This is a genomic window from Chitinophaga japonensis (assembly GCF_007830125.1).
GTDB classification, from domain to species: Bacteria; Bacteroidota; Bacteroidia; order Chitinophagales; family Chitinophagaceae; genus Chitinophaga; species Chitinophaga japonensis.
Map to the genome: position 1 here is coordinate 34543 of NZ_VLLG01000003.1, position 23721 is coordinate 58263.

The 23721-nt window shown below is 38.4% G+C and carries 13 protein-coding genes; 7 read left to right on the top strand and 6 right to left on the bottom strand.

Annotated features, from left to right (window positions below; translation table 11 throughout):
- Positions 1 to 481: 481 nt before the first annotated feature.
- Entirely contained in the window at positions 482 to 1531 is a 1050-nt protein-coding gene (locus LX66_RS09095) for a helix-turn-helix transcriptional regulator (RefSeq protein ID WP_158642585.1), read from the bottom strand.
- A gap of 387 nt (positions 1532 to 1918) precedes the next feature.
- Between LX66_RS09095 and LX66_RS09100 the strand changes: the two genes are divergently transcribed.
- Entirely contained in the window at positions 1919 to 3427 is a 1509-nt protein-coding gene (locus LX66_RS09100; protein WP_145712176.1) for a hypothetical protein, read from the top strand.
- A gap of 34 nt (positions 3428 to 3461) precedes the next feature.
- Here LX66_RS09100 and LX66_RS09105 read toward each other — a convergent pair whose 3' ends face one another.
- Positions 3462 to 6131 (bottom strand): TonB-dependent receptor, encoded by a 2670-nt coding sequence (locus tag LX66_RS09105; protein WP_145712178.1) that lies wholly within the window; start codon positions 6129 to 6131, stop codon positions 3462 to 3464.
- Positions 6132 to 6347: 216 nt separating this feature from the next.
- On the opposite strand from LX66_RS09105, the gene LX66_RS09110 reads away from it, so the two are divergent.
- From LX66_RS09110 to LX66_RS09135, 6 genes are all read left to right on the top strand, one after another.
- Entirely contained in the window at positions 6348 to 7403 is a 1056-nt protein-coding gene (locus LX66_RS09110) for a helix-turn-helix transcriptional regulator (RefSeq protein ID WP_145712180.1), read from the top strand.
- Between the two features lie 642 nt (positions 7404 to 8045).
- The gene (locus LX66_RS09115) at positions 8046 to 10769 is read left to right on the top strand and encodes a class III lanthionine synthetase LanKC N-terminal domain-containing protein (protein ID WP_145712182.1); all 2724 of its coding nucleotides are present in this window, start codon (positions 8046 to 8048) and stop codon (positions 10767 to 10769) included.
- Positions 10770 to 10835: 66 nt separating this feature from the next.
- Positions 10836 to 14042, top strand: coding sequence for an NAD(P)/FAD-dependent oxidoreductase (locus LX66_RS09120; RefSeq protein ID WP_145712185.1), 3207 nt, complete (start codon positions 10836 to 10838; stop codon positions 14040 to 14042).
- A gap of 39 nt (positions 14043 to 14081) precedes the next feature.
- Positions 14082 to 14570 carry a TlpA family protein disulfide reductase gene (locus LX66_RS09125; protein WP_145712187.1) on the top strand — a complete coding sequence of 163 codons (489 nt, stop codon included), beginning with the start codon at positions 14082 to 14084 and terminating at the stop codon, positions 14568 to 14570.
- A gap of 153 nt (positions 14571 to 14723) precedes the next feature.
- Positions 14724 to 14963, top strand: a complete 240-nt coding sequence (locus tag LX66_RS09130) for a hypothetical protein (RefSeq protein WP_145712189.1) — start codon at positions 14724 to 14726, stop codon at positions 14961 to 14963.
- Positions 14964 to 15128: 165 nt separating this feature from the next.
- Positions 15129 to 15368 carry a hypothetical protein gene (locus tag LX66_RS09135; protein WP_145712191.1) on the top strand — a complete coding sequence of 80 codons (240 nt, stop codon included), beginning with the start codon at positions 15129 to 15131 and terminating at the stop codon, positions 15366 to 15368.
- A gap of 590 nt (positions 15369 to 15958) precedes the next feature.
- On the opposite strand, the gene LX66_RS09140 is transcribed toward LX66_RS09135, so the two are convergent.
- The 4 genes from LX66_RS09140 to LX66_RS09155 all read right to left on the bottom strand — a co-directional run bounded on the left by LX66_RS09140 (position 15959) and on the right by LX66_RS09155 (position 23688).
- Positions 15959 to 18643 (bottom strand): alpha/beta hydrolase family protein, encoded by a 2685-nt coding sequence (locus LX66_RS09140; protein WP_158642586.1) that lies wholly within the window; start codon positions 18641 to 18643, stop codon positions 15959 to 15961.
- Between the two features lie 216 nt (positions 18644 to 18859).
- Positions 18860 to 21526, bottom strand: coding sequence for a sugar-binding domain-containing protein (locus tag LX66_RS09145; protein ID WP_145712195.1), 2667 nt, complete (start codon positions 21524 to 21526; stop codon positions 18860 to 18862).
- A gap of 117 nt (positions 21527 to 21643) precedes the next feature.
- Positions 21644 to 22234, bottom strand: coding sequence for a thioredoxin family protein (locus LX66_RS09150; RefSeq protein ID WP_145712197.1), 591 nt, complete (start codon positions 22232 to 22234; stop codon positions 21644 to 21646).
- 20 nt (positions 22235 to 22254) lie between these two features.
- The gene (locus LX66_RS09155; protein ID WP_145712200.1) at positions 22255 to 23688 is read right to left on the bottom strand and encodes a RagB/SusD family nutrient uptake outer membrane protein; all 1434 of its coding nucleotides are present in this window, start codon (positions 23686 to 23688) and stop codon (positions 22255 to 22257) included.
- Positions 23689 to 23721: the final 33 nt, after the last annotated feature.

Sequence of the window (23721 nt, forward strand, 5' to 3'; positions counted from 1 at the left end):
TAGACCGTTCTATCGGCTGAGGTATTCAATAACCAAAAATATATCTTATGAAAAATGTCCAATTCAAAACAGGCTTGCTAGTTTCTTTTTTTTCCTTAGTTATTTCCCTTTGTAGCGCGATGACAGGCGGCAGATATCTGCAGGGGCGATACAAACAGAGCGACCAGGGGAGTGCATGTTTTCCCTACACAACCCTGCCCGGCGTGTGCACACCAGCGTTCACGGGAGTGATCTGTACCACTACGTTTGGTTCTGCTACACGGCAATGGTACCAGGATGCCTGCATGACACCTTATTATATGGAAGTGGAGTAAGTTGACGGGCTGATATAGCAGTGGCGCTAGATTAAGCCACTGCTATATGTCGCTATTTTTCTTGACGCTGCTTGTCTGTATCGGTGGACTTTTCTTTAATTGTCCACTACAGGAGGGCTAAGTGTTTATATTTGTAAAGCGAATATATAGGTATTGATCAGCATCTTTCAATGCGTTTTTTTTAAATATTCTTGCCACTTATTCTTTTCTTTGGTCCGATAATCCATGGGAGAACAATTGTAGTACTTTTCAAATGCTGCAGTCATGAAACCCGAATTTTTGAATCCTGTTTCCTCCGCAATCTTTGCCATAGTATAGTCGCAACTCTTCAGCAGCACAGCGGCATATTTTACCCGCTTTTCTTCCAGGTATTCGCCCGGATTCTTGCCTTCCAGCAAATGAAAATCCCTTCCTATCTGGTCTATGTCGACCTGGCAGGCGCTAGCTATGGAAGATAGCGTAATTGGGGTTTGGAAATACTTGTCCATGTATTCCTTTACCCGGACCATGTTTTTCTTGCGAATTTCCTGGGGCACTACTTCATGATCCTGTTTCGTGGGATTGCTGATTTCCCGGAAGGCATGTACGATCAACTGCATGATATAGGCATCAAATAGGCACTTATTCAGCGCCACGTCCTTGGTTTTTCTGCTTAACAGATGCTTTAGCTGGGTAATTAACATTTCTATGGGCTTGGTGAAGGGTATTGTTTCCAGGAACGCGCGCCCTGCCAAGGATGTACTTTGGATATCTGCTATGAAGGTATGCACCATTGCATGGGTTTTGATGAAGTTGCTATCAATGGGAATAAGCAAAATTTGATATTCACCAGCTGGGAAGACGACCTTCAGCAGTCCCGAAGGCAGCGATAATAAACCGGGTGTGGATTCACCGAGGTTAACATTATTCAAACTGGAAATGTTCAGGCGTATTTCTCCCTTCAATAGAATAACCATTGCAAGCATTGTGTCCGGAAAGTTCAAAGCCGGAACGATATTTCCCCTTGCAATCAGGTTATACAACTTTGCACCGAACCTGCCAGCCGGCTCTATGGAGTTTTGGGCATATAGGGTGTATAAGTGTCTTCTTATACTTAGAAAGCTTACCCCGGGAATTTGATACTTTATCTGTTGGTGCTGTGCATAGGAATATGGAATAATTCTGTTACCCATAGATACTCTACTGATGTGCACCCGTGGCATGGTGTTTCTTGGCATGATAGATATTGTTATTTGAGGGTTAAACAAGTATACAACAATACACGGCAATCTCATCGCAGTGGGACCAGCAAATTTGCACTTTTATCGATGAAAACGTTTTGCTTCAATTTCACCAGATCGTTTGCATGTTTGCCCTATTAGTATCCCTTTGCAGTGTTAGTCAGCTAATCAAATCGGCAGGTCCGCCCAGTTTTTGCCCAAATTAGCTATTAATTGTTCCTGCGATAAAGGTGCAGTATATAGTATTAAATTGTATCGTTCATCTCTGGATGACTTGGTGTCTTCTTGGTAACAGGGTTGGAGACCTTCCATCACCCCATACCGATATTGTGCTGAATCCGGACAAGAGTTACTTTATTATTTGTAAGCCTACGTGAGCCAACAATGGAAATTTCCTTTAAGAATCAGAAACAATCGTTCTTTAAATTTATTGTTAACGAACGGAGCAATAGAAGGTATCTAGTTATTGCTTTACTAGGTTGTTTGTTGCAATTTATTTTTTTCAAACTTCTCTATCCTTACGCAGATTTTTTTTCCGACTCATATAGCTATATTTTTGCTGCGTCAAAGAAACTGGATGTAAACATCTGGCCCATTGGGTATTCCAAACTTCTCTGGATTTTCCATAGCTTAATGGAGTCTGATACTGCCTTGGTCGCTTTCCAATATTTTTTTCTGATGTTTGCCTTGCTGGCCTTTTATTTTACATTGCTTTACTTTTATCAACCATCTATTATAGTGACAAGAATGGTTTTCATCTTTCTTTTTTTTAATCCCTTGTTCCTTTATCTCAGTAATTATATATCAAGTGATCCGCTGTTTATTGGTATAAGCGTACTTTGGATGACGCAATTACTATGGATTGTGTACCAGCCAAAAGGCTATCAGATATGGATTCATGCCTTTTTGTTACTAGTGGCCTTTACATTTCGGTATAACGCACTTTATTATCCGATAGTTGGGGCAGTTGCCTATGGAATATCCAATCGCAGGTTGAGCTTCAAATTGGCAGGGATCACATCGGGTGTTGCCGTGATTGTATTTTTTATGCTTTATACGAGTCAAAAAAATAAAGAACTGACTGGTATTTATCAGTTCTCTATTTTTGGTGGTTGGCAACTCGCAAATAATGCACTTTATATGTATCCTCACCTTCAAATAGATCGCGCTAAAATTCCAAACAATTGTCGTAAGCTGGATAATCTCACGAGGGAGTACTTTGACTCCATCCCAACGGGGATGAAAGGAATCTCTCCAATCATGGGTGCTATTTTTATTCAATATGAAGCAGCTCCACTTAAACAGTATGTTAATAAATATTCAGCATGGAGATCCGATACACTAGGCGGTATACAGTCTTGGGGAGAAGTAGCTCCTGTGTTTGGAATGTTCGGTAAATACCTTATTCGTGAGCACCCTATTGCCTATGCTAAGCACTTCCTGGTTCCCAACGCAATGAACTATTTTGTACCACCTTTGGAGAAACTGGAAATGTATAACCTCGGAGCTGACCGTGTTTATCCAATTGCTGCAAATTGGTTTGGCTATAAGACTACTTCTGTTAAATCTATATCTAAGGACCTCCAGGGTATATTGCTGTATTTATTTCCGGTATTCTTTACTGTATTGAATCTTTATTTTGCTGGCTGCAGTGTTTTCTTATTACTTTTGGGAGGTAGAAGGAGATTATCTGGCAGTTTTTTACATGGACTTACTTTAATAGGACTTTTTCTACTGGTAAATTTTGCTTTCAGTGTGCTCGCTTCTCCTATTGTTTTTCGTTACCAGGTATTCCCGATGATTGTATTTTTTACTTTCTCCTTGCTCACGACGGACCTTTTGATTAATTCTGGATATTTTAAATTAACAACAAAAATCGGAAGTCGCATTTAGATAATTGAGAGTAAGGTAGGACCTTCAGATATTGTCACCTTTTGCTTTTATTCCTTCCAGAGTTGAGAAAATAGGAAAAGCTAAGCATAAAGAAACGCTGCAACGCATTAGTCCGCACATCTTCGTAATAGTTGTCGCCTATATTCCGTGTAATGCTTATATTTTGTTTCAATAAATCAAATCCCTGAAACTTTAGAAGGCCTTTTTTATTACTGAAAAAACTTTTGCTTACGAAAGCATTGATCATCATTATATTCATGTTAAATCCTTCTGCTCTGCCAATATTCATTGTATAATCCGCGATACTGCCAACAGTGAAACCATAAGGCAGATTAATATTTCCGGTAAAGGAGAATGCATAACTTAGCGAATTGTTATTACTATTATTCTGCATTGAATATTTTACTATACTATACTGGGCATTGGTGCGAGCAGTGAGATCAAATAATTCTTTATGATTATAACTAAAGAAGAGGGTTTGGCTAATGCTTAGATCGTTAATATAGCCTTTTAGTCCATTAATAAGATTGACATTGCGATTAAAAGTAAAGGAAGTACTTGATTTAATATTGGTCTGTAGATGTTTTAAGTAAAGGCCGTTGTCTATATTTAAGGAAATATTCCAGGCGCCGTCAAGATTCCTCGGTTGACTAACCTGCCGTCCCAAGGAATCTAACCAATTGGCGGGAACAATCTTATTGGAGATAACCGAAGCATTTATATTCGCTGAGAGACTGCGCATATTGCCTGGGTTGAAATCATTAAATGTTACACTAAGATTGTCAGCACGACCAGGTTTCAGGTCCGGGTTTCCTAACTTTATATATAAAGGGTTCCGATTATCCAGCACAGGCTGTAGATCGTTAATTGAGGGAGCTTGTATATCTGCGGAATAATTGAGGCGCAGTTTCTTAGTTTTGGTAAAGCTATAGTTAAAGGAAACGGTCGGATAGAAGTTTGATGTATGTTTTATCAAGTTTGAACGGAGACTTATGTTCTTATTTCCCATATTGCTATAGAGCATATTCAGCCCTAAGCTATAGTCGTATTTTGTCTTTAAAGTATGTATGCTTGCAGAGGCAAAGTGGAAATCGGTTGAATTTTTAAAAGAATTACTCAATGAGTCATTTAGGTGGTCGTATTCACCTTTTGATGCATTGAAGTCATAGCTTAGTTTCTCAGGAACGCTGTAATCTTTGGTGAATAAATACGAAAGGCGTAGAATGGAACTTTTTATTACCGGTTCTGTATATGTAATATGGTATTGAAACACTCGATGCCTGTTATCATATTTAGTACGTTGATTTAGGCTATCAACAAAACTGTCTCCATCAGGATTCAGAAATGAATTGGTCGATATGTTAAATATTTCCTCTGCGTGCGAACCATAGCCAAAGTTCATTCCGGTACTTATTGTCTGGCCAGCTTTCCTAAGCTTTTTTCTATAGGTGATGGAGGTGAAGAAATCCGGATTTCTACTTTCACCCGAAATGTAGGTCGTGCCACTATTTATCTGATCTTGTTTACTGTTTAAGGTTTCATAATCATTTTCCTGTAGGTTACTACCTAAAATATAGTTAATATTAGTCATTATTTCGAGCATCTGCATAGTATCAATTTGGTATTCCATTCTGATATTGAATGAGTGGTTGGTTCCATTATCTACTGATCTAAGATATTGATTGTAATACCAAGATGTATCAGAGAAGAAGTTATGCTTGATGCTATTTTGCCGATTGTCTTTTCGGCTATTATTAAGGGAATAGCTGCTATGTAATTTTAGATTGGAACCAAAATCAGTATTGTAGTTGAGGGCACCGTTCCATTGCCTGGTGATGCCACTGGAGTTTCTTGTGTCCTTGCCATCCTGGATGTCATTTGTGTTGTTCCCTTTTCCGATAAAGGACACCTGGTGATTATCTCCAAAACGGTTTACGTTTGCCGATATAGCAAATCGATCATCTGTACCATATCCTACTGTTATACCTCCAATTAGACCTTTTTTTCTGTCTTTCTTGATGATAAGATTAATTACTTTTTCGTCATTGCCATCACTAATCCCGGTAAATTGAGCCTCTTTCGATTTTTCATCGATAAGCTGTATCTTGTCTATAATATCTGCTGTAAGGTTTTTGGTAGCCATTGTGGGATCATCTTCAAAAAAGGGTCTACCATCTATCAGTATCCGCTTTATGGTTTCCCCCTGCATTCGTATAGTACCGTCCCTGTCAACGAACACGCCTGGTAACTTTTTCAATAACTCTTCAATAATAGCATTTTCCCTTGTTGGAAAATAACTGGCATCAAATTCCAGGGTGTCCCTTTTTACTATTATTGGAGATTTTATTTCTACTGTAGCTAAAGTCAATCCTGTTTTTTCCATATATATGGTACCCATATCAACTGGAATTTTTGGTACATTTATTTCAATTGATTCTCTAATGGACCGGTACCCAAGGTAAGTAATATGCAATCTATAACTGCCGACCTGTAGTCTTTCGATGTTAAACACGCCATCTTTAGTAGTAAGTACTGAAGCAACTAAAGACGAGTCCCTATCATTTAGCAACACCACTGTTGCACCTGGCAGTGGCACCTTACTATGTTTGTCCCTAATTTGCCCTTTCATCAAGCTTTGCTGTTGGGTATATGCCAATGGGTGTAACATAAGAAAGGCTACAACAAACAAAAGGAATGGTTTCATGATGAGGGAAATTTAAACAGGTACTATCGTAAATTCGGAAAATTAGCTGCAATGAAATTGCAGTACGTGTCCACCTCCTCCCATATAAACTTTCCCAAAATAGCTATTGCTTATTTTTCTTGGTATTAATTGGTACTATTTAATCCCAGTGCAATTTGAATGCAGGAGTATGTATTAATTTGGAAATAGAAAAGGCCCTCGATTTAACCAAATGAGATGAATGGTGATATGACAGCTCCGTTATTACTCCCTTCCGTGCATTTTGAAGTTTCCAAAGTTATGAAGGCACGAATTAGAATTTATGATCAACTACCTGATCACTATAAGAGCTATTATGTTGATGGCGCCACAATTTATTATGTAGATGGTCCATTTGGATGTTATTTTACACAAGAAATTAGGAATGAAGATTGGTCGGTACTCTGGTTTCAGTCGTTTATAAAATCATCCAGTTTTGCTATTTACCCGTGTGCCTCATTGCCAGCAGTGGTTTTTTATTGCGGCATTCAAGGATCACTATCCGGTTACTTGAATGGGGTTGGAAGACTTTTATTGAAAGAGGCACAATATTCTATATTTTATATGCCCAAGAGTGTTGTCAGTGTAAAATTGTTTAGAGGGGCATATGATGGTGTCTTTCTTTCACTGTCAAAGCCGTTCCTGGAGGGATTTGCTTCAAAGTACGAGTCATTGAAGGATGTGTATAACTCTTACCTAGAGGAAGCAATTGAAGGGCAATTACTTAAAGCACATCAGTTGGGATCAACAGCTTGGACATTATTGTCTGAAATGAGGGCCAGAGTACATAAAGCTCCAGCGGATCGTTTTTTCTTCCTTGACAACCATATTCGAGAATTGCTTTTTGGGTATTTAACGAGTAGTCCCACCACATTAAGGAATGTGAGCGATCCAGTAATGACTGTTTCCGCAGTTTATACGGAACAGGTAAGGAAAGCAGCAAAATATATGGAAGAAAATTATGATAGGGAGCTTACGATACCGGAGATTGCCAAAATCATAAATATGGGATATTCTTCATTCATCCAGGCATTCAAAAAGGAGTATGATCTGGCACCCCATCAGTTTTTGAAAAAGTGTCGTCTGCAGAAGGCATTATTACTGCTGGAAGAGACAAATGAGAAGATAATTTCAGTTTCAATTGCAGTAGGTTACAATAATCCTTCTCATTTTATAAAGGTATTTACTAAGTACTTTGGGATTTCACCCTTTAGCTATCGTAACAAGCGGAAACGCAATCTAGAGAAGGGTTAAACGAGAAAATCCCTGAAAACTGCAGAAAAGTGCTATTTTTTTTGAAGAAAACTGCCATACATTGTCAAACAATTTTATGAAATTCACAGAAGAAACAAACCATAACCCTAAATGAAGTAAATTATACTACGAATACAAAACGAAAGGGGTAAGTAGTTTAGTTCTTTAATGTGACCCGAAAATCCTAGAGCCAATTTTAAAACAAGCAATAAATTTAATTCCCTCAAAATTGTTTATAATGAAAAGAATCCTGAATTGTTTGTTCATTAAATTCATCTCTCAGCAATAGACGGTATTTCCAGTTTGAGCAAAACAATTACTCAGAGGCTTAATATTAGTCTATATCTTTTGATCAAGTATGAAGGGCAAAAACAAGCAACTTATGAATAAAGATATGAATTTTCCGGTCATGACAGATTATTTCCGTCATGCCTTGAGGGAGGTAACCTTCCAGCTTCTCTAAGCAGGGAATTTCCAATAGTCTTATCCTCGTTACAAGTACGTATCGTTCTTGTAGCAGTCTTCATAAATAGCTGACAACTGTCAGCGTGATTTTTGCACTTTTCATACCGGCCTGCCTCCCTCAAAATTGAGGGAGCGCAGTGACGGTAGCTTTTTGAAAAATCTTTTAATCCGCAAAGTATGAGTGGTCAAGATAGTAGCTTAAAGTTCCCGATATCAGATGCAAGAACTAATGAAAATGTGGGCAATTCGCAGACGCCTCAGTGGATCGAAGATTACGCTGATATTTTAAAGGAGTATGACCTTGGTTATAGGAGATTAGAATACTATCTACAGGTAGGCGATATTAGCTTAGTTCAGGGATGGATATTGCATGTTTCATGCATTATTTCTCAGGTGCCGGTGATGTTGCGGGAGATAATCCCCATTTTGTCCAAGGAGAATGTCGCCTTTAAAATTCCTTTTAGTAAACACGCAGCAGATTGTTTGCTTGATGGTATTTATGGTTATACCAATCTTGGAAAAGTAATATGTATATATCCGGACAATGAGACGAAGGCATTGGATCTTGCCAGGGACCTTATTTCTGCCACTGCTTCTTTTAGGGGGCCAGATATTCCTACTGACCGTCATTTAGGAGGGGCAGTGTATACTCGGTACGGTAGTTTCAATCCTATTTTAAAGCAGGAGGCTAACGGTATAGTAACTAAATATATTTATAACTATCAGGGCGCTTTAGTGCCAGACGCTTGTTCGATTCCTTTTAGGCTTCCAGAAGGCGTTAACTGGGGTTTTAGCTCCATTTGCAGCCCTGAGATACCAGCCCGGAAGAAAATGTTGAATGACAGAATACGTTCCTTATCTGAGATTAAGCATGATGTGAAAGGTAGAGTGATTAAAGGGCGTTATATGAAAAATTGGATTCAATCTGCATTTTGTGTGGTGAAGGAAGGAAAGAAGTATATGTATTCGGACGACTATGGAAGGGATATTCAGGACAGGCTGCAGTGGCAATTGAAAGTGCAGAATGATCTATCGAGCGAAATTTGCGTACCCAAAATATTGGATTCATTCACAGAGGGAGGGGATGCTTATATAGCGATGGATTATATAGAAGGTGTTCCATTAGATAGCAAGATAATGACGATTTATCAAGGATGCACATGGCCGGAGCTCACTAGAAATAAACAACTGTTGTTACTGGGTTATTTGGATCAAATTATACATATGATAGGTGAAATGCACAGAATGGGCTATGTGCATAGGGATATTACTGCTGAAAATTTTCTGGTCAATAGGGAGGATAAGCTTTATATGATTGATCTGGAGCTTGTTTATTCCATTAAATTAGAGGAGCCTTCTCCACCTTTTGCATTGGGTACTATTGGATATATGTCTCCTGAGCAGCAGGCTTGTAGTACGCCGACCGTAAAAGAAGATATCTATGGCCTGGGGGCATTGATGTTTGTATTATTCACTAGTCTTGCACCCTCCTTGGTTGATACTAAAAGTACCGAGGGACTACGCGAGACTATAGAGTACTTCATTGCTGAGGAGGAATTAGTAGCTATAATTGTTGACTGTTTACAATTAGATGCGGTTTTTCGGCCAAATTTGCAGGAAGTAAAGGAAAGGATGCAGCGGTTTAGCAACAAGCTCCTAGATAGTGAGGCTTCACACGTTCCATCTTACAATATTGGAGTATCAAAGGAGGATGTACGATTAACGTTAGACAAAGCACTGAACGCCTTAGGCAGTGATATTTTACTAGATAAAAATGGTTTATGGTTTTCTAAAACCATTTCCATAAACAGCTCAATTGCTAACGTTCAAAGCTCCTATTCAAACTATGTAGGGTTATATGAAGGAATAAGTGGAGTGTTTTATACCTTATTTGCTTTAAAAGGAGGGGGATTTGACACAATGGATTTATGGAAGAAAACTTACCCTCTCAACCTAAAGTTCATTGATGAAAATGGATTTCAGAAATTAGATTTAATGCCACCAGGATTATTTGCAGGTACCGCTGGTTTTGCATATATATTAGCTGCTGGCATTAAATGTGGGCTTATAGATAATGTTGTTGAAAATCATTCTTTTATAAGCCTATGTCTGGATCAAAAGCCTGCTGGACTTGATCTAGCGAATGGTGTTGCTGGGCAGGGCTTAGCTCTTTTACAATGCCAAGAATATCTATCTGAGGATTTTATTCAATCCACATTAGACAAATTTGTTTCAAAATTATGTGAAACTCAACAAAAGGACGGTTCCTGGATCACAGCTGCGGATGCTAATCAAATGAAAGGGGTTAAACTTACAGGCTTGGCTAATGGCGTCAGCGGAATCGTTTCTTTTCTGCTAGCATTTGCTACCCGATATAGAAATGAAGAAGTAATGTTAGTTGCCGTTAGAGGATTAAGCTGGTTGCAAAAACAGGCAGTGAGAAAGGACGACAAGCTTATATGGTATACCAATTCCCTGAGTAGGGAAGTAGATCCCTGGTTATTAAGCGGCGTCACGGGTATTGCACTTACATTTATTAGAGCATATGAATCCCTAAAAGATCCAGTATATAAACAAATGGCGATGAAAGCCATGAGCAATCATCCACCAAAAGTTACGTATCGTAATCTAAGTCATGCCGGTGGAATAGTTGGACTTGGAGAAGTGTACCTTGAAGCTGCTCGCGTATTTAAAGAGGAAGAATGGCAAAAGAGAGCTGACTGGATTGCCGGTTCCCTGGTGGGCTTAAAGAAACGAGTGAATGAGGATACGGTAAATTGGATTACTGATACGGTTCATAGTACAGCCGATCTTATGACGGGTAATTGCGGTGTTATCCATTTTCTGGCAAGATGGCTATCACCTAGCACAATGCCATATCCTTTTTTGCCAATTATTTAGTTAGTAGCTATATACTATATAACTCAAGTATACTCAGATACCTGATCTCTCAAAATACCATTCGATATGAATAAACAGGCCATAATCATTGGAGCCGGTCCTGCTGGTCTTACTGCAGCATATGAATTATTGAAGAGAACGGATATTAAACCTATCATCCTTGAAAAGTCAGGAGATATAGGTGGTATTTCCAAAACAGTTAACTACAAAGGCAATCGGATAGATATTGGCGGGCACCGCTTCTTTTCTAAATCGGACCGGGTCATGAACTGGTGGTTCAATATTATGCCGGTGGAAGCGGGGAGGCAAAATACCATTAATATCAGCTATCAGAATAAGTCTCGGGAAGTAGATACCGCATCTATTGGGACGACAGATAACGCGGGGAAAGATCCTGATAAAGTGATGCTGGTGCGCCGGCGCTTATCCAGGATCTATTTCCTGCGGAAATTCTTTACTTATCCTATTCAACTATCCCTGGACACCCTCGCCAAGCTGGGCCTATGGACCACTATTGCTATTATATTCTCCTACCTGAAAGCGCAGCTGCTGCCGCGTAAGCCGGAAAAGAACCTGGAGGATTTTATGGTGAACCGCTTCGGGCAGGTGTTATACAAGCTTTTCTTTAAAGACTACACGGAGAAAGTATGGGGTTTGCCCTGTAATAAGATCAGTGCCGAATGGGGGGCCCAGCGTATTAAAGGGGTATCCATCAGCAAGGCGATCCAGCATGCGGTACAAGCGGCCATGAAACGTAAGGAAAAGCAAAATAGCAACGATATTTCCCAGAAAGATACCGAAACCAGCCTGATAGAACAGTTCCTGTATCCCAAGTTCGGTCCCGGCCAGCTCTGGGAAGAAGTGGCCCGGCAGGTGGAGGAAATGGGCGGACGGATACTGATGCATCATGACGTAAAGCGGATCTATACCAATGATGATAATAGCCAGGTGACGGCCATAGCAGCTATCAACAACATTACCGGTGAGACCAGCTATCTGGAAGGCGATTACTTCTTTTCCACCATGCCGGTACAGGAACTGGTTGGTGGACTGGACGGTGCGGTACCTGATGATGTAAGAGAAATAGCCTCCGGCCTCCAGTACCGGGACTTTATTACGGCGGGCATCCTGTTGAAAAAGCTATCCTTCCAGGATAAAAAGACCGGCGAATGGAAGCCGCTGCAGCTGAAGGATACCTGGATATATATACAGGAAAAAGATGTAAAGGTAGGCAGGTTGCAACTGTTCAATAACTGGAGCCCCTTTATGGTGAAAGACCCGGATACTGCCTGGGTGGGTATGGAGTTCTTCTGCAATACAACAGATGATTTCTGGAAGAAAACAGATGAGGATATTAAGCAATTGGCTATCAGGGAGCTGGAGAAGATAGGGCTGGCCTCTGCGGCCAATGTGCTGGATACCACCGTACTACGTGTAGAAAAGACTTACCCAGCCTACTTTGGCACTTATGAAAGGTTTGATGTAGTGCGGGAGTATATAGATAAATTTGAGAACCTGTTCCTGGTGGGGCGGAACGGGATGCATAAGTATAATAATTCCGATCACTCTATGTTGACGGCTATGGTGGCGGTGGATAATATTGCGGCAGGGGTGGTTTCCAAAGCGAATATATGGGCGATTAATACGGAGCAGGAGTACCATGAAGAAAAAGAGGCATCTGGCATTCAAAACGCTGGGAAAGCAGAGGAGAGTAGTGAGAAATTACCAAGCAAATCTTCAGTGAAAAGGAGTCTTCTATGGGATTTTATCTTTAGAAATCCCGCTCATGAACTGTATGTTTGGGTCGCCGCCCTTGGCATTATCGTACAGCTATCCATTTTCAAAATGCTGTATCCTTTTGCAAGCTTCATTAATGGAGATTCTTATGTGTATTTAGAAACTGCATACCACAATTTTGATATTAACACATATCCCATCGGTTACTCAAAATTTCTACGCTTATTTAGTGTTTTTACTAAGTCAGACACGGTGCTGATAATATTCCAGTATTTATTCTTGCAAGCAAGTGTACTAAGTTTTGTATTTACCTTATTCTATTTTTTTAAGCCTGCTAAGTGGACGAAAATTCTATTGTTTGGATTTATGTTGTTTAATCCTGTGTTTTTATACCTCGCAAATTTTATATCTAGTGATGCCTTTTTCCTATCGCTCAGTTTGATTTGGTTTACCCAATTGCTATGGATTAGCTACAAGCCCACAAGGAGTTTACTATTTCTAAATGTGTTGGTTTTGGTTATTGCATTTACTGTGAGGTACAATGCCTTATATTATCCAATAATAGCAGGGATTGCTTATCTTCTAAATAGGCGACGTATACTACTAAAAATAGGGGCCCTTGTTTTAATCACCACCTTGATCGCAGGTTTCGTAGTGCATACTAGTAACAAGTATTATGATCTGACAGGGAAACGACAGTTCTCGCCATTCTCAGGATGGCAATTAGCCAATAATGCTATGTACGCGTACAGATATGTAGATAGTTTGGAAGTTAAGCCTGTCCCAACAAAGTTCAAAACGTTGGATAATATGGTGCGTACCTATTTTGATACATCTAGGGATTTAAGGAGACATCCTCATGAAATGTTAATGGCAAGCACAGTATATATGTGGGACCCTAAATCTCCATTGCAAAGATATAAGGAAAATCAATTTACTAATGATTCAACAGCAGGATCAATTGAAAAATGGGCAACTGTTGCACCATTAATGGGTGAGTATGGTTCGTATCTAATTAGGCAATATCCTAAGGAGTTTATTCAGTATTACATAATTCCTAATGGACTAAAGTATTATGCCCCTCCCATCGAGTTTCTTGAAAGCTATAATATGGGTGTAGATTCAGTGCAACACATTGCGCAAGTATGGTTTGGATATAAGAGCAACAAAATCAGAAGTTATTTTGAGGACTTTAAAGTAAGGATACTCGATTTTTATCCAATACTGGTCGGTATAATGAATGTAGTTTTTCTATTGAGCATATTAAGTATGGTGATACTAAAGTGCTATAGACAAAATCAGCAATTTAAGCAGGCGCTATTTTTAGTTGGATGCTTGTGGATGGTGAATTTTATTTTCAGCGTCTTTGCTTCTCCAGTCGCCTTGCGTTTTCAGTTGTTTCCGATACTTGTAACCCTATCATTTACTTTCATTTTTGTGGAATACTTGGTATTGCTATCAAGTGGTGTAGAAGTTGGAGATTTAAAGGCCAGAGTTGGAGTAGTGAACCCAACTTTAGAAAGTATACCAACGTAATACGATCTTTTTGGTGAGTGAGCGCTAAAACATTATTATATGCGACAACTTTTGATTTTTGGAGTACTAATTGGTTTATTCGCATGCGTCAAGCAACAACAATCAAGAACTGGATTAGAAGGGACTCAGCTGCCTTCATTTAACTTGCTCTTGATGGACAGCACGAATAGATTCAGTACAGATAGTTTGCCAGAGGGGAAACCAGTCGTGCTGTTTTATTTTAGTCCAGATTGCCCTTATTGTAAAGCTCAAACAGAGGCGATATTAGCCAATATTTATTCGTTAAAGAATATTCAATTCTGCATTTTAACATATGCGTCTTTCTCGGAAACGAAGAATTATTACGAGCGGTATGAGTTGGAGAAATACCCAAATATCATAGTAGGGCAAGACTGTGATACTTTCTTTGGGAGGCATTTTAACGCCACTCAAGTCCCTTATTTGGCTATTTACGACGATAAGAAGCTATTGAAACAGATAGTGATTGGGAAAGTGAGTGCTGATGATATAAAGGCTGTTCTCAATTAAGTTAGTAATGAACTTAAATATATAATTTAAACTTATCTGGCCGGATACTTCAATGGAGGTCGATGTCTGCCACCTCTATTTGAAGTTGCTGTAAGAGTGGACAAATTTCTTCATCCTAAGTTTAGCTTTTTGATTAAAAAAGCACCTGTTATTATGAAAAAAGCCAAAGTAATGTTAACAGTAATTGCAGTTTTCGCGGTTGTAGGCGGTGCTCTTGCTTTTAAAGCAAGAACCCAACATACTTTCTATCGCACAAATCCTGCAAATGGTCAATGTAGTGTGCCGGTTCAACTGTTCTCTACTACCACTTCTACTGGCGGACAGTTAACCCAGCTATCAGTTGCTTCTACTACCGATCCTTGTCCGACGATAAGGATTACTGCAGCTCAATAATAACAAAACATCTTAGTAAGTATTAAGTTGTTCTGTTATGAGGAATTGTCAATCTAGACAGGGCCGGCTCTTGAGCCGCCCTGTCTATTACAATTTGAAGTTTTTTTAAGTCATATTCCTATTATTTTTTCGATTATTTTCAAGAACATTTTAAAATTTAAAGTCATGAGAAAAGCTAAAATTATTCTTACTGCAATTTTTATACTTGGAATTATTAGTGGAGCTGTAGCGTTCAAATTGAGAACAGCACATACCTTCTATAAGTTAAATCAGAATAATGGTCAATGCAATGTTCCCGTCCAACTGTTTTACACACTAACATTTACTGGTGGATTTTTGACTCAACTTGATGTTTCGCCAACAACAGACCCTTGTCCTGTGATAAGATTAACAGTATCTTTATAGCTTTAGGTTAGTGGATCTCTGGAGCATTTGGGGGCTTATAGATACTATGTAACATTCCTAATTTAAATGATAAAAATTTTGTTTTTTCATTTTAATTTTCAATATATATGAGGAACGCAAGAATTATTTTGATAACGATATGCGCCTTCGCAACTATAAGCGCGATCCTTGCTTATAAAATTAGAGGTATCAGTACCTTCTATAGTGAAGATCCTGCAAATGGTCATTGTTATGTCACCACTCATATTTTTTATACTACTACAAATAGTGGCGGTTTTTTAACACACCTTAGCACTGCCAGTACGACATCCCCATGCCCAACTATAAGAGTAACAAGCTATTTATAAATGTCAGAAACTAAGCGACTCTTTATCTTCTGTAACATTTTCTTGAAATTAGATCAGTAGTTGCTGCGATTGAACACGCAAGGATTATGGTAAAAAGCCTCTGCTGGCAAGATACTTGCGTAATTAGGGGCTTTTTCCTGTACTGGAATCACTCATTCAATAACTCGGATGCAAAAGTTAGTAATTGAGAAGTTTCCCAGTTTGTATATTTGCTTTGTCATTGAGGTATCTATCTCCTATTACTCATTCCATCCATTTGGGAGCTTCCTTGTCTTTTAGATAGTGGTCGAAAAACTCCTTAAGTCGTTCGGTGAAATCAATCCCCTTTTGTCCATAAACTGAATGGTTGGCGTCACTGTATTCTAATAGCCAAGCTTTTTTTCTTAATCTTCGGAGAGCTGTAAAAAACTCTAAGGCGTTTGTCAATGGGCATATTCCGTCGTTTGTTGTATGCATCATTAAAATTGGAGTAGATACTTTGTTGGCAGATAATACAGGGGAGTTCTCTAAATACAAATTTGGTTTATCCCATAATGTGGCACCTATTCTGTTTTGACCTAATTCGTAAAGACTCTGAAGGCTACGTCCATCTTCAGCTATTGAATTATAACCACTAATGAAATCAGATAAACCAGATGACGAACAAATGGCCGCAAAATTATCTGTGTGTGTAGCCAAGTAATTTCCTAAGAAGCCGCCAAAACTGTGACCTTGAAACCCAATCTTATTTTCCTTGATAAAAGGCCTTCTGGATAAATATTGAATTGCAGGTAGTATTGAATTGATTGCGCTTTCTCCAGGATGACCTATTGAAAAATGAATATCCGGTGTAAATACCAAGTAGCCATTACTAACAAAGAAAGGAATGTTAAGACCATTGCCTGATGTGGTAGGCTTAATATAAGCATTTAACCTATCCGATTGGCGTTCATAGCAGTAAAAAATAACAGGATATCTTTTTTCTGGATTGAAGTCTTCTGGTTTATATAAGATTCCTTGGATGGTTTCTCCATTCCGTGATTCCCATTTATGCAATTCTGCTTTGTACCAATTGTAATCTCTTTCTGGCTTAACATCACTTAATTGTTTGAAGGTTCTGAAATCAGTCGTACTATAGTAGTTTGCTGAGTTAGTGGCGCTCATACGTCTTACAATGTAGATGTTTGAATCCAGGGCTTTAATTGGGCGAAAATTCGAACCGTCTGGGAGATATGGATTGTCTGGTATATAATACAATTGAGGCCCCATTGTTAGAAGTACCGGGTCTTCCGTTGAGCTCAGCCGTTTTCTAAAAAATCCATTATCCTTATTTTTAGTATTAAAAGCAGATAAAATGAGCGATGAATCTTTTAAAATGGATTCGTCGCTATAGCCATTATATATTAGACTAAAGATGATTTTTTGCCGTTTCCCATATCCATTGGTCATGTTTATTGGGGGTTGTATTCCCTTAGGGTCTATCTTCCATATATCATATTGGTCATATATGAGTAAGGCTGTATCCTCTTCTAACCAACAGGCTACACCCCTTACATTAGTGCTTGAAGTAGGATAGTCATCAGCATATGTTGATAACCAGGAAGTGGAAATTTTATTCGTTATATTTCTTAGAATTCCGGTTGATATTTCATAGCTAAAAAAGTTCTTTTGCTGCTTTTCGTAGAAAACTAGATATTTACCTTTAGGGGAGATATTATTTCCTTCAATTTCACGATTTTCTAACTTTTCTATTTCTCTCTTAGCTCCATTTTCTAATGATATTAGATAAAGTAGTAATCTTCGAGAGGAGTTCCAATTATCCTCACTTGCATCTCCTTCGCTTATTCTATGGTGAATAATAGCAAAATCTTCGAATGTTTTAACACAGCGGTCAGTTTCTTGTTCTAAACGGATGATTCTATTTGTTTTGAAGTCAAGAATTGCCATTTCCCTTTTTTTATATCCAATTTCTTTTGTTTGTTGAGACTGCAATTTCCGATCTTTATAGCTCCATATAGTTAACCCTACCTGATTCGGTTTCTGCATCATTTTAGGTTCGTTTTTTCGTATCAGTCTTAGAAAAAGTTTTTTGGTATCCTTACCAGACCAATGACTTATTCCATCAATTTCTAGGCTATCTTGAAATTTTGTTGAAGTATTGTCAGTTTTTAGTATGGCCTTATTCATCCCCAGCGCATAATACCAGACCGACTTCTCAATTTTGCTGCCATTTTTTTCTTTCACTATAAAGACCAATTGTTCGCCCTCATCATCGAGAATCATGTTCTCTGCTATAGATCCGTGCCATATCGGCATGGATTTACCTTCGTTAAGATTAATCCAATCTAATGTTTGGTTGTGTGATCCGCCACTGGCATCCTCTCTTTGCAAGATCAGAGTATTCCCATTATTATTGAATATATAATTTTTTACATTCGAAAATGCAGTTTCTTGACCGGTTGATAAGTTCCTTAAGGTTAATATATTCCCTGGCTCGTTTGAGTGATAGGCCACCCATTTTCCGGAACCGTTCTTTGGAATCTGAAACGATTTTACCTTTGCTATATATTCGATGGAAGAGGAGCCAAGGGGAATAATAGTCAAACTATCTTTTCCTTTGATTACTATGGCATTCTTACTATCGCTAGTGATTTTTACACTAAAGGCAGTCGGTCCATATGGAACTTCTTTTTTCCAACTGTTATCTGTTGATTGTAGCATCAATGTACGGCTTCCAACAGGTCTGTTCTCAATAGTGTAAATTGCATACTTACCGTTATTACTAATAATTAATCCTCCCACTGAGGGCCAGTTCTCATAGACGCTCGTATCGATAGGGGGCTTTTCTTCTATCTTTTGTTCTGAAAGTGACAAACGTCGGATTGTATCTTGGGCTAGTAATTGTGAGTTGATAACAGTAAGAAAAGCACAAAACAGAAAATAGTTCATTTTTTCCATCATTTTATTGTAAACTGTATATCGTTTGGGTTATTCATTTTTAGAAAAGGGCCCTCGTTTATTTTGTAGTAAGAAAGGTAAGGGAATTTACTGCCGGTATATCGCAGCGACCTTCTTTTTGTAAAGTAATTGCAGCAATCTTGGTTCAAAGAAATTAGGGATGAGCAAATCGTCATCCCTTTATAATTTCCTGTAAATAAATTTGTATCAATGCCATGTTGGTTGCCCTTTTTTCATTTTGGCCAAATTTTTAGCTATTTCAGTGTCGTTGTTTGACATTTTAACAGCCTTTTCCTGCCATTCGATAGCTTCTTTCGTTTTTCCAAGCTTGTAAAGGAGATTAGCATAGGTGTCGTGTGCTTCTGCTGTCTTATCGAAATTCTCAACATTAATTTTATTTACCTTTACAGCAAACTCCAGGATCTTGGGATCGTTAATATAAAGGAAAATATACCAGGATACATTATTGATATTATAGTCGCTATGCATAACCGCTTTTTCGAAATACGATACATAATACTTTCCGAAGCTTTCCCAATCCTTTTTGTTTATGTAATAAATCATTTGTTGACCTAGCACATATTCTTCAAATAGATTTCCATATTTACTGATTATGCTTTTATGAATAGCATCCCAATCAGGTGTTATGTTGCTGTCACTAATGTATGGTGCAATTTCCTCCTGATGAATCACTTCCTTTATTTTCAGCTCGGCAGCGTTACCTCCTAGAATTGCATTAACCTTTTCGGGGTTGGACTGGAACAATTTAAAGCCACTATCATTTGAAGTTTGGGTGACCTGGCGAATGAATATTAAGTTCTTCTTTGAATAAGGTTCCTTGAGCCCCGCTATATAATCATTGGAGATTTTAGTTGCATTTATTTTATCCTTTTTTCGGTGAGCCATTAATGTGAGCCTTCTTAAGAAAGCTGAATCCCGTTTACCTTTTTCATATTCATTTAATAATTCAGGGAATCTTTGATCTGTATCATTTATATTTACATTTTCGGCTATTGAGGATTCGGGATTCAATACCCCTTTCCTCATTCGAGGAACGAATTCTTGATGTACATCTTGTAGCTGATTGATTGGAATCTTTATTATTTCTCTATCATATGTGAGGAGACCATTTACCTCTCCTTCTACATCAAATGGTTGAGTGTAAATTGATCCACTTAGCCCTTCTATTTCCAGTTTTTTCAATCGTTTTAACATAATTTCATACTTACCTACAAGTTCCATTGGTGTAACCTGAATATATCCCCATCCCTGCAGGTCATTCCACTCATGCTCTGGGACAGGGACACCAATACCCCCAAATTCACCTAGCACTCTCGCTTTACCTGGTAAATAAGGTACAGCCATAGGGTCGGGATATGAATGCACATCTACCATATCACTGCTAATATAAGGAGAATCTGCCCTGGCTCTCAATCTATCATTTACGTACAGTAGCTCTCCTGAATGACCGTTTACAAGACGCGAAGGGTCGTATAGTTTTACCCATTCTGTTAACCGTTTTTGATCATAGGCTCCCCATCGTTCATTGAACAACACCCAGGTTATAATGCTAGGATGATTATATAACTGATCTATCGTTGCTCTCACTTCGTTCTCAAAGATTTGCTTGGAGCTATCCGGCAATCCATGTGGTGGATTTACAAAGTCCTGCCATACTAGTATACCTATTTGGTCAGCGTGATAATACCAACGTGCTGGTTCAATCTTAATATGCTTCCTGATAGTGTTAAAGCCCATTGCTTTAATCGCTTTTATATCAAAAGCCAGCGCCTCATCGGTAGGAGCGGTATATATTCCGTCTGGCCAATACCCCTGGTCCAGAGTTCCAAGATTGTATGTGTATTTATTGTTGAGGAAAATTCGATCAATGCCTTTCTCATCCTTTTGGATATCAATTTTCCGCATGCCAAAATAGCTATCAACCTTATCAATTACTTTAGATCCCTGAAGTAATTTGATGTTCAGGTCATATAAGAAAGGATCGTCTGGCGTCCACAAACGAGCCTTCGTTATTGGTAATTCAATAGTAGTACCGGTTTTGCCATTTACTGATTTCACAATTCTTCCATTTGTTTTTGCAGTTACTTTTACTTTTAGATTAGAATTTTCCTTGGACACATTGACTGTTACTCTTATCACACTGTTATCAATATCTGGAGTTGTTCTGATGCTAGTAACATGGATTGCAGGTACTTTTTCAATCCAAACCGTTTGCCAAATTCCACTTGTCGATGTGTAATAAATATTCTGCGGATTTAGAACCTGTTTCCCATGAGGGTTTGGACCTCGGTCGGTTGGATCATAAACTTTTACTAACAGTTCATTTGCGCCTCTTTTGATATAATCTGTTATATCAAAAGAGAAATTTTGATATCCACCGGTGTGTATGCCTATTTGCCTCCCATTTACAAATACGGTTGTCTGCCAATCGACAGCTCCAAAGTGTAACAGTAAGCGTTCATTAGTAGGAATGGAAGGGCAATCGATAATTCGTTTATACCATAGTAATTGGTCCGGCATAAGTTGCTTTTCTATTCCTGAAAGTGCAGATTCGAGTGGAAACGGGACTAAGATATGTCCGTCAAATTGTTTAGGAATATCTGCATCTTTTCCTGAAATGGCATACTGCCATAATCCATTTAAATTTTGCCAATTTTGGCGAACCAGTTGTGGACGTGGATATTCCTTTAGTACGTTAGTAGGGCTAACATCCTTCGCCCATCTGGTAGGGACGTGAACAGGCTGCATTCTCCAATTAGAGGCTGCTGCTTTTGTTTTTTGTTGGGCATAGCTGTAGATGAATGGTATTACTAATAGTATTGATAGTGCGAATGATTTAATTTTCTTATTCATTTTAAATAGTTTTCTTAATGACCAATTACCTAGAAACCGATGCTTTAAACACTCAAGAGTGAAAAAGTGATCAATAACTTCAACAATGGATTTTAATTCTTTCAGCCTTCATTTAATTTACTCTGGTGTGTACTCTTTTTTAAGTTTATTTGCCATTACTTTATCCCCTGAATTTTCGGCGGCAACGATTAGTCTTGAAATGAAGACAGGGTTACGTCTTCCGCTATTATATTGCTCCAATAGGAAAAAGTATTGCTCATCTTGATCTAAGGCTTTGGAAGCTTTTTTTATAAATGATTCTGGACTCTCGTATGTGCCAACGATGCGATAAACGAGTTCGCCACTTGGTTCAACAAAAAGGAAGGTGGGGTAAGCGCTTATTTGATATTTCTTCTTTATCATGTCAACATTGGCCTGTTTATCCTCCCCGTCCTGGTATCCATCGATAGCTGAATCCATTTTGACTTTTATGTTTATGAAGTTTTTATTTAGAAAATCAGCAACCTCCTGGTTTGAAAAAATTGAATCATTCATAAACCTACAAGGGCGACACCAGATGGCATAACAGTCTATAAATAGTAACTTGTTTGTACTACGGGCCTTAGCTAAGGATTGATCCCAATCTAATCGGTTAATAAAGTGGATACCTTTATCCTGTGCATTTGTTAGCAGAGGAATTGTTATTAAAACAAATGCTAAAAATTTCATATATTTAATTATTTTATTCTTTAATATCCTTCATTTTGGACCATATTTGGATTTGTAGCTATGTCAGTAGGAGGTATTGGGTAGCGTTGCCAATTGGTATTCCAAACACCTCCTTTTAAAGCGGTTTCAGTACTCATAATTTCATCTATCATGCTTGTCCTTTTTAAGTCAAGCCAACGGTGTCCCCATTCTGAAAACAGTTCCACTTGCTTTTCATGCAAGATTTCTTTTAGTATCGTTTCCTTCGTATTAGCTGTTGTTCCTAAAAGTCCAGCCCTTGTACGTATTAGATTTAAATCTTCTACTGAATCAGGTATTTTATCCAATTGCGCCCGAGCTTCTGACCGAATTAAGTATTGTTCAGCTAAACGTAATACTGTAGAGTATTCTGTAACAGGATCATTTAATACTGCGCTCTTATATTTGTAAGGATAGTGAAAAATATTTCCATTGACAGTTATGCTATTTACCCAACTTGCCAATCGCTGATCATCCACTTCGAAGTTCTGAAGGAGACTAGTACTTAAATATAGAGGTCGCGAATTATTGGGCCCGGTGGATGGAAGGATAAACGCCCAACCTTCTTCTGTGTTCCTTCCTGTATTTACTGGCTGCAATTGCCATATAGCTTCCTTGCTGTTTTTTAGAAAGACATTGTCAAGTGACTCTAGACCGTATTGCGATGTATTATTAATTAGGTCAGTAGCCTGTAATTCTGCTTTGGCATATTCTCCTGTATATAAAAAAACTCTTGCTAACAAAGCTGTTGCTGCCCATTTATTGGGCCTTACCCTTTCTTCAGTCGTACTTATTCCGTCACCTGAAATATAACCATCAGCTAACAAATTTTGAGCGTCTGTCAGATCTAAAGTAATCTGTTGATACAGTTGACTCTTTGGAACACGCGAAAGCGTAGAATTTTCTGTGTAATCAGATGTCAATGCGAGAGGCGCATCTCCATATAAATTGAGTAAGTAGAAATAGAAGAACGCTCGCAAAAATTTGGCTTCCCCCAATAACTGCTGTCTTATCGCTGGGCTTAAAGAAGTTGAACTGCTCAATCCTTCTATTGCAGTATTACATTTAAATATAAGCGGATAAATATTACTCCAATATTCATAGCCACCCGTACTAGTGGATAATGAGTTTTTGAAATAAGCATTGTATGCTTGATTGGGTGAGCCTTCAAAAAGCGTGAATTCATCTGCCGACAAACCTGGAAATACCGAAAGGCTTGTTATTCGACCTATTGAAAGAATTCCCCACCTACTTATGTCGGTATATATTCCTGTTAAGACGGAAATTGCGGTTGCGTCACTACTCCAAACATTTTCGGAATTTATACTGGTTATTGGGGGATTTACCTCAACCAATTTTTTACAAGATGTCCCGTGTAATAAAAGGAGTGACGCTAATAGAGTATATCTATGTTGTATTTTATTTAAAAGGTTCATTTTCTAGTGTTTAAGGTTTTATAATTTGATTAG